At 47.0% G+C, this 13,848-nt stretch carries 12 protein-coding genes; 11 read left to right on the top strand and 1 reads right to left on the bottom strand.

Annotated features, from left to right (window positions below; translation table 11 throughout):
* A complete protein-coding gene (locus AC0YN7_RS27220; RefSeq protein WP_475813166.1) occupies positions 1-1,131 on the bottom strand; it encodes an ATP-binding protein in 1,131 nt (376 codons plus the stop codon).
* Positions 1,132-1,502: 371 nt separating this feature from the next.
* Between AC0YN7_RS27220 and spoVT the strand changes: the two genes are divergently transcribed.
* The 11 genes from spoVT to spoIIE all read left to right on the top strand — a co-directional run bounded on the left by spoVT (position 1,503) and on the right by spoIIE (position 13,598).
* Positions 1,503-2,045 (top strand): stage V sporulation protein T, encoded by a 543-nt coding sequence (gene spoVT, locus AC0YN7_RS27215; RefSeq protein ID WP_475813165.1) that lies wholly within the window; start codon positions 1,503-1,505, stop codon positions 2,043-2,045.
* Between the two features lie 250 nt (positions 2,046-2,295).
* Positions 2,296-4,278, top strand: a complete 1,983-nt coding sequence (locus AC0YN7_RS27210) for a polysaccharide biosynthesis protein (protein ID WP_475813164.1) — start codon at positions 2,296-2,298, stop codon at positions 4,276-4,278.
* An 819-nt stretch (positions 4,279-5,097) separates the two neighbouring features.
* Positions 5,098-6,765, top strand: a complete 1,668-nt coding sequence (gene yabN / locus AC0YN7_RS27205; protein WP_475813163.1) for a bifunctional methyltransferase/pyrophosphohydrolase YabN — start codon at positions 5,098-5,100, stop codon at positions 6,763-6,765.
* Between the two features lie 180 nt (positions 6,766-6,945).
* The gene (locus tag AC0YN7_RS27200; RefSeq protein ID WP_475813162.1) at positions 6,946-7,218 is read left to right on the top strand and encodes an HU family DNA-binding protein; all 273 of its coding nucleotides are present in this window, start codon (positions 6,946-6,948) and stop codon (positions 7,216-7,218) included.
* A 4-nt stretch (positions 7,219-7,222) separates the two neighbouring features.
* The gene (locus AC0YN7_RS27195; protein ID WP_475813161.1) at positions 7,223-7,507 is read left to right on the top strand and encodes an RNA-binding S4 domain-containing protein; all 285 of its coding nucleotides are present in this window, start codon (positions 7,223-7,225) and stop codon (positions 7,505-7,507) included.
* Positions 7,508-7,728: 221 nt separating this feature from the next.
* Complete coding sequence (locus AC0YN7_RS27190) at positions 7,729-8,475, top strand: hypothetical protein (RefSeq protein WP_475813160.1); 747 nt, start codon at positions 7,729-7,731, stop codon at positions 8,473-8,475.
* A gap of 177 nt (positions 8,476-8,652) precedes the next feature.
* Positions 8,653-8,940, top strand: coding sequence for a sporulation protein YabP (yabP, locus tag AC0YN7_RS27185; protein WP_475813159.1), 288 nt, complete (start codon positions 8,653-8,655; stop codon positions 8,938-8,940).
* Positions 8,937-9,545 (top strand): spore cortex biosynthesis protein YabQ, encoded by a 609-nt coding sequence (gene yabQ / locus AC0YN7_RS27180; protein WP_475813158.1) that lies wholly within the window; start codon positions 8,937-8,939, stop codon positions 9,543-9,545. The genes yabP and yabQ overlap by 4 nt, the downstream gene beginning before the upstream one ends.
* Positions 9,546-9,552: 7 nt before the next feature.
* Positions 9,553-9,861, top strand: a complete 309-nt coding sequence (locus AC0YN7_RS27175; RefSeq protein ID WP_475813157.1) for an FtsB family cell division protein — start codon at positions 9,553-9,555, stop codon at positions 9,859-9,861.
* A 226-nt stretch (positions 9,862-10,087) separates the two neighbouring features.
* Complete coding sequence (locus AC0YN7_RS27170) at positions 10,088-10,612, top strand: S1 domain-containing RNA-binding protein (protein ID WP_475813156.1); 525 nt, start codon at positions 10,088-10,090, stop codon at positions 10,610-10,612.
* Between the two features lie 493 nt (positions 10,613-11,105).
* A complete protein-coding gene (gene spoIIE / locus AC0YN7_RS27165) occupies positions 11,106-13,598 on the top strand; it encodes a stage II sporulation protein E (protein ID WP_475813155.1) in 2,493 nt (830 codons plus the stop codon).
* The last annotated feature ends 250 nt before the right edge of the window (positions 13,599-13,848 follow it).

Raw genomic sequence — 13,848 nt, 5'->3', positions numbered from 1 at the left:
CTATAAGGAGAGCGAGTGTAACTGAATAGTTAATTTCGGGTATGCGTCGGATATTTTGTTTATTTGGGATGACAGTATGGTTGCGTCAAATGGGGAGCTAAATATTTCTTTATCCGGTACAAAAGTAATGCTTGTTCCTGTTTCATCTGTGACGCCAATGGTTAATAATTCGGATTGCGGAATGCCATGCTTGTAGTCCTGCCGAAATATTTTTCCGTCGCGGCGAACTTCGACAGACAACTTCTGAGAGAGCGCGTTAACAACTGCTATTGTAATACCTTTCTCACCTCCTGGTACAACGAAGGAAGCACCAGTGTTGTAATGACTTATATTGGTGAGGATCGTTTGTAAATTGGTTTTGTTCGTGTTTGGAAGAGCTTGAACTGGAATGCCTCTGCCGTTATCGGCAACCGTTATGCTGCCATCGCTATGAAGAAATAAACTAGCTTGATTACAGAAACCTGCTTGATGCTCGAGAATGGTATTCTCAACAACGGCGAGCAACAAGTGATGGGGGTCATACGCGGAATGTGGCGCTCCTAAATAAGAACTGACATTCGTTCTAGTCTCTGCTAATTCCATGTAGTCACTTGTATCAATCAAATCAGAAGTAGCCGCGAGCAATAGTAAAAGCGGAAGAGAGCGATGAGAAGGGAGTGAGTACTTTCCGCCTCGTTCTTCCTGGGTAAGGAGATCAGCAGCCATAAGCGCTTTGATATGGTGGTACAGCTGCCCGGTTGTCCCCATGTTCAATCGTTCAACAATCTCCGGGCCGGTAAGGGGCTCCTTCAGCACTGTTCTCAAAATATCCAAGCGCTGCTGGTGTCCGAGCGCAGCCAGTACCTTGGCGGCCTTCTCTCCGTCAAGCTCTAGAAGATGATCGACGCGTCTTTCCTGGGGCTCCCATCTGTAGTGTCGGTTCTCTCGACGGTATTGCCCGGAATAAAAAAGGCTTCCTTGCTCTGTTTCTGATTGTTTTTCTTCACTTATTACGAAGCTGGAATGCTCGATGGATTTAGGAAACACTCTGGGAGTTTTATCGTTTGTGAGCTGGCTAACTAGCTCTCGAATATCACTTAATTGAGCTCGTATAGTGTCAATTTCAGCTCCGTAATCTCTAGTGTTTGTCAAATAAATCACCTCTTCTAAAGGTTATATGCTTTTACGTAATTACGTAATTACGTATTTGAGTAAATTATAACATGTAATAATTTGGGTGTAAACATAACCATGCAAGTGATAGGAGAAAACGGGGAATACTGGAGAAGGATATTCAAGCATAATGTTGTTTTAGCATGCAGCGCATAGGGGTCGGTCATAGGACGTAACGACAGTCTGTAATTAGTCTTTTGTTTAGTCCTTTAGTCGTGCATAAGATTCTGGGAGCGGATGAATACTATGGTCAGATTCAAAGTCTTCTGAAGGATCTTTCCTCTTCGTTATAAGCAAGCAGTAAAAATCCAGTCGACTCAAAATCCTCTAGGAAAGTGGGGCAACAAGAAATGAAAGCAACTGGAATTGTGCGTCGCATTGATGATCTTGGGCGTGTAGTAATTCCAAAGGAGATCCGTCGAACATTGCGTATTCGCGAGGGTGATCCTCTGGAAATATTTGTAGATCGTGATGGCGAGGTTATTTTGAAGAAGTACTCTCCGATTAGTGAGCTTGGCGACTTTGCGAAAGAATATGCCGAGTCACTTTTTGAGGGAACTAACCATGTTACATTGATAACCGATCGTGATAATGTTATCGCTGTTGCAGGAGCTTCTAAGAAGGATCTTCTCGATAAGCAGGTCGGGACTGTTTTGGAAGGCTGTATGGAAAATCGTAAAACGCTGTCGGAAACAAACAGCGGATCTTACGAAATTATAAAGGACATGCCTGAAACGTATAGCTCATTTGTTATTGCTCCGATCATTGCGGGCGGGGACCCGATTGGAACAGTAATATTTTTAAGCAAAGATGAATCAGTGAGTATGGGCAATATGGAAACAAAAATGGTGGAGACGGCAGCAGGCTTTTTGGCGAAACAAATGGAGCAATAGAGCTCGGGGTAGGAGCGGCGGATGTTTTCTGCTTGTGAAGAACGAATTGGAATTAATGAGATCGTATAGAAACGAGCCAGAATCAAAGAACATACACAATCAATTTGGATAGTTGTAACATAAATAGCTAGGCATACGACAGCTTCTTTGATCAAGGCATCTCTTGATTAAGGAAGCTTTTTTCAAGGTTAACGATTGTGAGGTATAATAGATATCAACATGATCAATGGATAGGTGGGAGAGTGGACGTATGAACCGCAAGCCTTCTTCGCTGACAGACAGTATACATGCTGATGCGGCGGGGCGTGGGGAAGAGGCTGTTATAGCGGAATCTGAGCGACAAAGCGGTGAACAAGGCGGGATAGCGGATGCTGGCCGACAAAGCGGTGAACAAGGCGGGATAGCGGATGCTGGCCGACAAAGCGGTGAACAAGGTATGGAAGCGGATGCTGGCCCATATCAGAAAAAGGCTGGCCGGAAGTTGGCAAGCGGTGTAGCATGGTTGGCTGGCGCGGCACTTTTGTCAAAGCTGATCGGTGTTCTGCAAAAAATTCCGTTGCAAAATATAGCGGGTGACCGCGTGTTTGGCATTTATAATGCTGTATATCCGTTGTATCAACTGTTTGCTGTTCTCGCAACTGCGGGACTTCCGACAGCCGTGTCGCTGCTTATCGCAGAACGGCTGCGTAAGGGTGCTGATTCTGACGGGGTAAGAAGAACGCTATATGCTGCCTTACTGCTTCTTGGAGTGACGGGAATTGTTGCTTTCGGCTGGATGTGGGCTGGGGCAGGACAAGTATCTCGCTGGATCGGGGACGCAGAGACAGTTAAAGCTATTCGCGCGGTTTCACTGGCGTTATTGCTGGTACCTTTTGTAGCTGCTTTACGCGGTTATGCCCAGGGGCTAAACAGGATGGCATTGTCAGCTGCTTCTCAAGTTATTGAGCAAGTCATTCGCGTAGCCGTTATGTTAATTGTTCTTATGATGAGCTTATCCGCAGCTTGGGAGGACTCCTCCGTTGCGGCTGGTGTCATGAGCGGATCGGCGTTTGGTGCTCTAGCAGCTTTATTTATTTTGATTATTTATTTTTGGCGGACTAGGAAACGACAGCGCTTGACGCGTAAGCCAGGGGCCCTTATTGGCGAAATGAAAAAACTGGCTGTTATCGCTCTGCCTGTTGCATTGGGGTCGGTTGTTGTACCTGTGCTTGGCGTTGTTGATGCATTTACGGTGCCGAGATTATTAAGGGATGCCGGGCTAACTGAAGCTCATGCAATGACGATGTTCGGTATTTATAGCCGTGCTCAGCCGCTTGTTCAACTGCTAGTCATGGTAGCGGGAGCTGCTGGGGCCGCATTAGTGCCTGGTCTGGCGCTCACTAGAATGCGAGGTGCCTACGGGCAGCTGTATCTTCAAGTATCGCTTGCACAGCGCGCGGCTTGGGCAATAGGAGCGGCTGCGAGTGTAGGACTTGTTATGCTGGCGGAGCCGCTTAATATTATGCTATATGCCGATGCCAATGGCACATGGGCCTTTGCTCTAGTGGGCTGTACGGCGCTAGCTGGAAGCGTGAATGCGATTACCGCACCTGTGCTGCAGGCGCTTGGCGCAGTACGTACTCCCGCTTTATTGCTGCTTGTCGCAGCGTTTCTTAAGGGGGTACTTAACGCTTTGCTTGTCCCCTCGTATGGCGTAGATGGGGCTGCTGTTGCAGGCGTTATTGCTCTCAGCGTGACAGCTTTGCTCGGAACGATCGCAGTACGCTATGCCGCTTTAGCTTCGGGGGCGTCTAGAACGCGAGGAGCATGGGAGGCTTCTGGGGTGACAGATGCTGCAAGAAAGACAAAGCTGGCGACGGATACTACGAGAAAAACAAAGTTAGTGACGGATGCTAAAAGAAAGACAAAGTTGGCGAAGCGTGATAGGGTGAGACGAGGGCCGGCGCTTGGCCGCGCGGCCGCAGGCACGGGCTTTGCGCTCGCGGTCATGGCCGCGGCGCTAGTTGTCGCCGAGCGAGCGCTGAGCGCCGCGCTTGGCGGGCTGCCGCCTCGGGCGGCAGCAGCTGCGCTCGCGCTGACGGGCGTTGCCGTCGGCGCTTGCGCCTTCAGCGCCGCGGCATTGCGCGGCGGCGCTGTTAGCGCGCGCGAATTGCGCGCGTTGCCGGGCGGCGGCCTATTGGCCGCCCGGTTGCAGCGCTGGCGGCTTCTTCCGCCAGCGGATCGAGACCGTTAGCCGGCAGTCTGCGGCTGACGTAATTACTTGATCTGGCTATTACATAACCTGAAACTCACGCCTATTGATTAATAAATATGAAGTATGGTCATAAATATCCCACTATTTGTAAATGGGATATCATGAAAGTACATATTCATCTGCCGGATTGAAGGCGTGTTGAATTAATTTCAAATTGTGAAACTAATGAGATTTATTATGGAAATAGAGACGATTTAGTTTCAGAATAAGTAGCTAATTCATCGGAAAGAGTGTGCGGCTCGAGCTAACCCAGCAATTAAATTCATTTCCTGACACTAAATTCCAGATTACCCGTTTAGGGCCTCATTTAATTGCAAATATTGAAACTATGCGGGCATAGCAAATAAGGCAGCGGACACAGAAGCGCGTACTTTTGAACATTTCCCTCATTCGGAGATGGATGCGGACTACAGATCCGTTATTTGTACTAAAGAGGATAAATAGGCCCCGAATGAGAGGGAAAAACGGAAGCTGTGTCCGTAACCTAGCTTAACAGCGTTAAAATCTCTGAATAGTGAAACCAGAGTCCGTTAAGCTGCTTTTCGTTTGCCGTGCCCTATCCGTTAACTCGGTAGAGCGTTTGTACAGCCCCATATTCGAGCAGGACGGAAATGTACAAGCCACTGATTGCTCTTATAGCTTGTTTGCGTCTGGTATTAGGATAATAAATAGGCAAGCTTGAAATACCCGCTGAAGCTTAATACATAATCGTTTTGCAATAACAGTAAAAACGTTCCTTACACTTTTAAATAACTTAATTTTCAAATTCCCCCAAAAAATCAAGGAGGTTTACTCAAAATGACTAAACCAGTTATTACAGTAGTCGGGCTCGGCTCAGGAGATCCGGATCAACTTACACTAGGCGTGTGGCGCAGGCTGCAAACGGCAGAGCGGATTTTCGTTCGGACAGCGCAGCACCCTATGATGGCTATTTTCGAAGAAAATAATATCGAATACCGTTCATTTGATTCCCTATACGAGGATAATGATTCATTTCCTGACGTCTACAAAGCTATAGCAGAGGCATTGATTGCCGAGGCCCTCCACCCAACTAATGAGCATACTCGTTCCAACAAGTCTATTAATCCTGCCTCACCTACATCGTCAGCCTCATCGAGCGAGTCTGTTGTCTATGCTCCGCCCGCTCGATCCAACGAGTCCGTTGATCTATCTCCACCTGCTCCATCCAAAGAGTCTGTCGGCCTTGGCTCGTCCGCCTCATCCGCTGTTTCCAGCCAATCGCTCATCTACGCCGTTCCTGGCCATCCGATGGTGGCGGAGCGTACCGTCCAGCTGCTTCGTGAGCAATGCCCGCAAGCGGGAATTACACTGCAAATTCTAGGCGGAGAGAGCTTTCTTGACCAGGCGTTCATCAGCCTTGGCATTGACCCGATTGAGGGCTTTACGCTGCTGGATGCAGCCGAGCTTCAGCCATCACAAGTACATCCACAGTTGCATACAATCATCGGACAGGTGTATGATGCTTTCACCGCATCTGATGTGAAGCTGGCACTTATGGAGCGTTACCCTGACGATTATGAAGTCGTTGTAGGACATGCTCTCGGCGTTATCGGTCAGCAGCAAATCATTCGCGTTCCGCTATACGAGCTTGATCGCACCCCAGGATACGGAAATCTGTCACTCATATGGGTGCCGCGCTCTGATGATCCTGCACTTCGCAATCGATCCTTTGAGCGGCTGCATGAGATTGTCACGATATTGCGCAGTCCCGAGGGTTGTCCGTGGGATAGGGAGCAGACGCATCAGTCCATTCGCAAAAACTTTATCGAAGAGCTTTACGAAGCGCTTGAAGCGATCGATAATGATGACCCGGATGGGATGCAAGAGGAGTTTGGAGATGTTATACTACAGGTCATGCTGCATAGCCAAATGGAAGAAGAGACAGGCGCGTTCTCGGTCTATGATGTCATTCAGTCGCTAAACGAGAAGCTTATCTTCCGTCATCCGCATGTGTTTGGTGATCAAGGCGCGGCAAATGCCGAAGAAGCACTTGGCACTTGGGAGCAGATGAAGGCTGAAGAAAAACGGTTAAATGGCACAGACGTGAATCGTCCATCGGTGTTAGACGGGATTCCGGCTGACCTTCCGGCGCTGATGAAAGCCTATAAGCTGCAGAAAAAAGCGGCTAAGGTCGGCTTTGACTGGGACGAGCTAGGACCTGTACTTGATAAAATCGAGGAGGAGCTGAATGAGCTTCGTGAAGCTATTGCAACGCAGAGCGAAGAGGAGCAAGCGGCGGAGCTTGGCGATCTTTTATTTGCTGTCGTCAATGCGTCGAGATTCATTCATGCTGATCCAGAAGAGGCCCTTTCCCGTACGAACAAAAAATTTCGCAGTCGATTTGCCTATATTGAAGAGCAGCTTCGTATAAGCGGCAAACAATTTGACCAGACTGATTTAACAGAAATGGATCGTTGGTGGGAAGAGGCAAAACATCAGTCTTAGCGTTCATTTCGGCACAAATCGCCTTTATTCCACAGTTTTCGCAAAATATTTTCAGTTAGCGGCAGGATTTTTTTACTCTAAGGCAGAATAAGTATTCACGAGAAGAGTAAAAATTTCAAACCACGGCGGCGTTTTAAATGTCGACCACAAATAATCGTAAATTACTAGGAGGTTTTTTTAATGAACAAAACAGATCTTATCAACAACATTGCAGAAAAAAGCGGCTTGACTAAACGTGACGTAGAGTCCGTGCTTAACGGATTTCTTGGTGAAGTAACAGATGCACTTGCAGGTGGCGACAAAGTACAATTGATCGGCTTCGGTACTTTCGAAACTCGCAAACGCTCCGGCCGTGTAGGCCGCAACCCGCAAACGGGTGCAGAGATCACGATTCCAGAATCGAAGGTTCCTGCGTTCAAAGCTGGTAACAAGCTGAAAGAAGCAATTAAGTAGTCTAATGCGATTAGATAAATTTCTCAAAGTATCCCGATTGATCAAGCGCCGTACCGTTGCGAAGGATGTTTCCGAGCAGGGACGCGTATGGATTAACGGCCGCGAAGCGAAAGCTAGCAGTGCCGTAAAGGTCGGTGATGAGCTCCAAATCCAATACGGCCAGAAAATCGTAACCGTACGCGTAGAGCGTATTGCGGATACAACCCGTAAGGATGAAGCCGGAGAGCTCTATTCTTTGGTGAAAGAGGAACAACGCCCACGCGAGAATATTCTCGAATGGGAGAAATAATAGAGAGCTGCCGTATCAAGCAATTCGCTTGGTACGGCAGCTTTTTTTAATAGACTTATATATGTGATTTCTAATCTCCGTAAAAACCAAAGCTTTTGCCGCAGAAGATGGGCGACAGCCGTTTAAGCTTATTTCAATTCCACAATGGACAGTTTTCATATCGTCTTCTATCATGGGAATATATTGAAAAAAGCTGCCAATCCCTGTGGAGGAAGAACTCTATGAAACAGATGTACCTGGAGGTACCTGATTTTGAATTGAAGGGCTTTGCATTACTGCGCTATGCATTTAGCCTGTTCTTCAGAAATGCTGGACCGATTTTTTTGCTTACGGCATTAATTGCTGTTCCTGTTGAAGTAATCAAACATTATTATTTTGTTGATTGGAATGATTATGGAGAAATCTATTCCTCACCGCGTTATGATAATATCGCCAAACTACTATTTCTATGCGCAACTACTCCCATGGTCGTTCATTTCATCTTAGGCAAAATGACGCAAGCAAACCAAAGCTTTAGATCCTCCATTCAATGGGGGCTACGTAAATGGATTCGAATGATTATGTACAGCTTTTTGCAGAGCGTCATTATTATTGCAGGGATATTCCTCTTGATTATTCCTGGCCTCATCTATGCTGTACGGCTCATGCTTATGCCAATTATCGTATCGGTCGAGAATACCTCCGCAATTAACCCAATGGAATTAAGCCGGACTATGTCGCGCGGACGCTACTTCAAATTTGCAGGCTATGCACTAACCGGCTACGCGGCAATGCTTACATTCACCATTATTATTACTACTGCACCAATGCTGTTATCGACCATGACGAGCATTGACCATTGGATAGTCTGGTCTGCTTTTGATGTATTGTTCGACTGGTTTAGCCAACTGCTTATAGTCATTTTGCTGCTCGTTTATTTGCAAGTCAGAACGGCTAATAAAGCTATGCCTATCGATCAGAACAAATGATTAAACTAGGTTCTAAACCTCGTCCACCGTCCATAAGCTAGTCTTAACCTATAACAGAGTGTGAGACTTGCACTTATACTCTGCGAATATTTGACTGCAAAACGTATGCCGTGCCGCATTGGGCTCTACGGCAGCCGTTTGAGCTTGGGATATGTTAACGAAGCGGGGGACGAGTCTATGGTTGAACAAAGCAAGGTGCAGAAGCGCCAGGAAGTAAACATGCTAAATCGCAAGCTGCTGGAGCTTACCGGAGTAATAAATGTGGAAAGTTTCGACAGCGAAGAGTTCTTGCTGGAAACAGAGCTTGGTTTCTTGACGGTTACAGGACAAAACCTGCATATTAAGCATTTAAGCCTGGAACAGGGACTGGTCGCCATCGAAGGACTCGTTCATTCACTCGCCTATTTGGATGGGAACAACGCATCCGCAAAGTCCAAAGGGTTGTTCGGGAAGCTATTTAAGTGACGCTAAGCATGCAGTGGTTGACGATGGCATTTATGCTATTATCCGGATTAGGCATGGGAACCGTGTTCGATGGCTATCGTGTGTTGTCCAACGAGCTTCGGTTTCCTCGGTGGTGGCTGCCTGTACTCGATGTCATCTACTGGATGGCGGCTGCTGTAGTTGTCTTCCGAGTTCTATACGCAAGCAACAATGGCGAGGTGCGGGCGTATGTGTTTATCGGACTGGCAGTCGGCGTCCTCTTGTACTATTGGCTGCTTAGCAGAGCAGTTATTGCAATTGTGAAATGGCTGATTCATGCAGTTAGGTCACTCCTTTCGTTTATATTAAAATGTTTGAACTTTATTATCATTAAACCGCTTGTGTTATTATATAAACTAGTGAAGGTTATTTTAGGATTTGTGACTGCACTCACTATTTTCCTTCTGAAAATTGTGTTACAATTGGTTCGTCCATTTTGGCGGGTGCTGAATTGGATGGCTAGACCTATCACTCGTCCCATAGGACGGTGGCTGTCATTTTATATGGCTAAATGGCAAGTTGCCGATAGGCTGCGAAAGATTGGATTACAAATTGCGCGAATATGGAGTAAATGGTTTAGGAGGTAATACGCGAATGACAACTGCTAGTGTAAACAAGACATCGACGGGGGCTGGGACGAAACGTCGTTTTAAGATTTGGATGATGTTCATTGTGCTTTTTATAGGTTGGGCGGCGTATACAATCTTCGGCCAGATGCAGCAGAGTAGCGCAACTAACCTCAAGCTGTCTACCCTACAGAAGCAAGTGGATAGCTCTACAAGTGATAGCAACGCGCTTAAGCAGCAGATTGAACGGCTTAACGATCCCGAATATATAGCTCAGCTGGCCACCAAGGAGCAAGGCATGGTGAAGAAGGGTGAGCAACAAATATTTACGGATTAAATAGAGGCTTTAAAACGGGTGAACGTCTGTTGACCTTACTTCAACCGTTCGGTTATAATCACGTTAGTAGCGGTTTCACAAAACTTTCGGCTTATACTTAAAATTCAGTTATTGCTTCATATTTCAGGTATGGGTTTTCTATGACAGTTTTGTTGCGCGTAACAAGGTTTAGGTTTACGATGAAAGATTTGCTTTGCAAATCATTTAGGGAGGAACATTTTATTTTATGGCAATTGAAGTGGGCGCTAAGTTAGAGGGAAAAGTGACAGGAATTACGCATTTCGGGGCATTTGTCGACTTGTCGGGAGGTGTCACAGGTCTTGTTCACATTTCGGAAATCGCTGATAATTACGTCAAAGACGTGAAGGATCACCTGAAAATCGACGATGTCGTGAAAGTAAAAGTGATCAACGTGGACAAAGACGGAAAGATCGGACTTTCCATTAAGCAAGCCATTGACCGGCCGGAAGGCCAACCAGCGCCACAACAACGCGAGCGTCATAGCGGCGGAGGCGGAGGAAGCACTGGCGGTAGTGGTGGCGGAGAACGTTTCAATCGTGGAGGCAATGGCGGCGGTGGTGGCGGCGGCGGACGTCCCTTCAACAAGCAATCGGCTGGCAGACCGGCTTACGGTAAACCGTCATTCGAGGATAAAGTGTCACGCTTCCTGAAAGACAGCGAAGAACGCATCTCTACTCTGAAGAAAAACACAGAGGGCAAACGCGGCGGACGCGGAGCCAAGCGAGTTTAAGCTGAATCGTCATATATTCATACATGAAGCAGAACCTATAAGGTTCTGCTTTTTTTGCGTTTTTTAGTAGGAAAGGATTTCAGATGCCTTACGTTCTGCTGTCGAAGAGGGACGCAGAGCCTGCAAAAATGATTGTAATAGAGCAGCGGTGATAGGGGCTGACGGCTTCCTTGTCGTTTTCGGAGATGCTTAGGTTTAGGAAAAAAAACTTTTCTCTCATCCTCCATCATTCCCGACAGGTTATAACGTTCATTCGTCAGCAAAAGGAATATGCGCAACACGGTTTTTGTTGAAGCTGTCTAGTGAAAAGGATTCACAATAAACCGATCAAATCCTTGCGGCGTATATGTTTGGCTGCTCGATGACAATGACTGCATGAGCCTTTGTTTTTGTCGGAAAAAACTTTTAGGCGCGTTACGTTAACTGACAAACTTCATACGGACAACCTCCTATAATGAAAAACACATTACAATCGGAATGGTGGTGTCTATTAATGGACAAGGAAAATGCAGTTGTATTTCCTGGAGTGAAACGGACAAACCTCGTGCAGACAGTTATGCAGAAGGGACGGGAGTGGGCGGCAGCGCGTCATTTCATTCAAGTTATTTTGGCCAAGAAATGGACGTTTCTTCTTGTAGGTATTGCATTCCTACTTGGTAGAGCGGTCATATTGGAATCACTTATGCCGTTTGCAATTGCTTACTTTGCAGTCATGTATTTCATGCGACGAGATATTTATCCTTGGGTGGCGATTTCATTAGTGGCCGGCAGCTGGCTGGCGGCTGATCCTGCACCGATGTGGATTGCGATGGAAATTGCAGTGTTTTTTCTATTTGTGCGAGGGTTGGATGCCTACGAGAAGGCAGAGCTGTCGGTAGCCCCGATTATTGTATTTGCAGCCACGTTGCTCGTCCAGCTGTTCAGTGTATTTATAGGGGACGCGCTTAGCTGGTATAACTTTATGCTCGTTGTTGTGGAGGCGGCGCTTGGGTTCGTGCTTACACTCGTCTTTATACAGGCTATTCCAGTTCTGACTATGACGAAAAAATCAGCCTCGCTAAAAAATGAGGAAATCATTTGTTTGATGATTTTACTAGCTTCCGTTATGACAGGGGCGGTTGGCTGGGTAGTTTATGGGCTTTCAGCGGAGCATGTGATGTCTCGTTATATGCTGCTGTTGTTCGCTCTAGCAGGCGGTGCGCCGCTTGGTGCCTCAGTTGGCGTAGTTGCAGGCCTCATTTTGAGCTTGGCGGACTTTGGAGCAGTTGTTCAGATGAGTCTGCTTGCTTTTGCCGGACTGCTTGCCGGGCTGCTTCGTGAAGGCGGTAAGATGGCTACCGCGTTTGGGATGCTGTTAGGTACGTCAATTTTATCCATATATGTAGGCAGTCAGGCTGATGTTATGAGTTCTACATGGGAATCAGTCGCAGCGGCTACTTTGCTTATGTTGACGCCTCGCGGAATTATTCGCACCATATCCCGTTACGTGCCAGGTACCAATGAGCACGCGAAGTCGCAGCATGAGTATGCAAAGCGGGTGCGCGAGGTTACGGCTGACCGTGTATCACAATACTCTGAAGTATTTAAGCAGCTGTCACAAAGCTTTGGTCAACTAACGAAAAATGTAACGGAGGTGAAGCGGGAAGAGGAGATCAATCATTTCATGAATGCGGTTGCAGAGCGCAGCTGTGCCAGCTGCCATAGGCAGAATGCTTGCTGGGAGGACAAGTTTTTTCACACCTATAAAATGATGACGGATATGATGGTAGTGGTCGAGGAGGATCGCATTCCTGCCTCGAAGGAAATACCGCGGGCATGGACTGCCCATTGCGTGAAATCATCGCAGGTGCTGATGGACATGCGTCAGCAATACGAGCTATATCAAAATAATATGCACTGGAAGAAGCAAATATACGACTCTCGTCAACTTGTTGCTGATCAATTGCAAGGTGTATCGCAAGTTATGGAGGATTTGGCCAAAGAAATTAAGAGGGAGGGACAGACGCTTCACTTGCAAGAGGAACAAATTCGAGAGGCGGTGGAAGGATTAGGATTATCGATACAAGGCATCGACATAGTGAGTTTAGAGGAGGGCAATGTGGATATTGAGGTCTATCATTCTTTTGAAAGGGGATATGACGAATGCCGTAAAATTATCGCACCGCTGTTAAGTGATATTTTGGGTGAGTATATTGCGGTTAAATCGGAGCATCCGCCAGCCGCAAACGGTGAGCCGACGTTAGTAGCCTTCTGTTCGGCGAAGCAGTATGAGGTGGAGACGGGCATAGCAGGCGCGGCCAAAGGCGGCGATTTATTGTCAGGAGACAGCTTTAGCATGGTTGAGCTTGGCAACGGCAAATTTGCTGTAGCGATAAGCGATGGAATGGGCAATGGTGAACGAGCGCGGCAGGAGAGCAGCGCGGCGTTGTCTATTTTGCAGCAGCTGCTGCAGTCGGGCATGGATGAGAAGCTGGCGGTGAAATCGGTTAACTCGGTGCTGCTGCTTAGGTCCTCGGATGAAGTATTCGCTACTGTTGATTTAGCAATAGTAGATTTATATACAGCACAAACGACGTTTATGAAAATTGGCTCGACGCCGAGCTTTATCAAACGAGGAAACGAGGTTATTTTAGTAAGCGCTAATAATTTGCCGATTGGGATTCTTCAGGATATCGATGTCGACTTTGTATCCATGCAGATGCAGCCGGGTGACACGCTTGTTATGATGAGCGATGGTATTTATGATGCGCCGGGCCATGCTGTAAACAAGGAGCTTTGGATGAAACGGATTATTAATGAGCTGAAGACAAATGATCCGCAGGAGATGGCAGACGCGCTGCTAGAGATGGTAGTTCGTTATCATGAAGGCGAGATTATGGACGATATGACAGTGCTTGTTGCTCGTATTGATAAGCATTTACCGGAATGGGCATCATTCCGCTGGCCGGGGGTATCGCGTATGGAGCGTCCAAGGACGGTGAGCTGACATCTGATCCAGCAGTCTTTTGACATGACAAATGTTTAAAGGAGGAATGATTACAGGGAAACGGATTTGTTCAAATCTAAGAAAGGAGGATATGTTTGACCCTATACTCGACTAATATTTCACTCTGAAACAAGTTTACGCCGCAAAGGACGGCAAAGGTCGTTTTATGCTTGAAGGTAAAGAAGGGGGAGGTGCGATATGAGCGCCTTCCTCTACGTTTATAATTACAGCTCACAACTGCAACAAACAC

This window comes from Paenibacillus sp. J31R122, assembly GCF_056269185.1.
This window is presented reverse-complemented; position numbering and strand designations above follow the sequence as displayed.

Excerpts from the sequence above, each read along its gene's own strand:
- AC0YN7_RS27195 (WP_475813161.1), top strand. The coding sequence starts at position 7,223 with ATGCGATTAGATAAATTTCTCAAAGTATCCCGATTGATCAAGCGCCGT.
- yabN (WP_475813163.1), top strand. The coding sequence starts at position 5,098 with ATGACTAAACCAGTTATTACAGTAGTCGGGCTCGGCTCAGGAGATCCG.
- AC0YN7_RS27170 (WP_475813156.1), top strand. The coding sequence starts at position 10,088 with ATGGCAATTGAAGTGGGCGCTAAGTTAGAGGGAAAAGTGACAGGAATT.
- AC0YN7_RS27210 (WP_475813164.1), top strand. The coding sequence starts at position 2,296 with ATGAACCGCAAGCCTTCTTCGCTGACAGACAGTATACATGCTGATGCG.
- AC0YN7_RS27175 (WP_475813157.1), top strand. The coding sequence starts at position 9,553 with ATGACAACTGCTAGTGTAAACAAGACATCGACGGGGGCTGGGACGAAA.
- spoVT (WP_475813165.1), top strand. The coding sequence starts at position 1,503 with ATGAAAGCAACTGGAATTGTGCGTCGCATTGATGATCTTGGGCGTGTA.
- AC0YN7_RS27200 (WP_475813162.1), top strand. The coding sequence starts at position 6,946 with ATGAACAAAACAGATCTTATCAACAACATTGCAGAAAAAAGCGGCTTG.
- AC0YN7_RS27190 (WP_475813160.1), top strand. The coding sequence starts at position 7,729 with ATGAAACAGATGTACCTGGAGGTACCTGATTTTGAATTGAAGGGCTTT.
- yabP (WP_475813159.1), top strand. The coding sequence starts at position 8,653 with ATGGTTGAACAAAGCAAGGTGCAGAAGCGCCAGGAAGTAAACATGCTA.
- spoIIE (WP_475813155.1), top strand. The coding sequence starts at position 11,106 with ATGGACAAGGAAAATGCAGTTGTATTTCCTGGAGTGAAACGGACAAAC.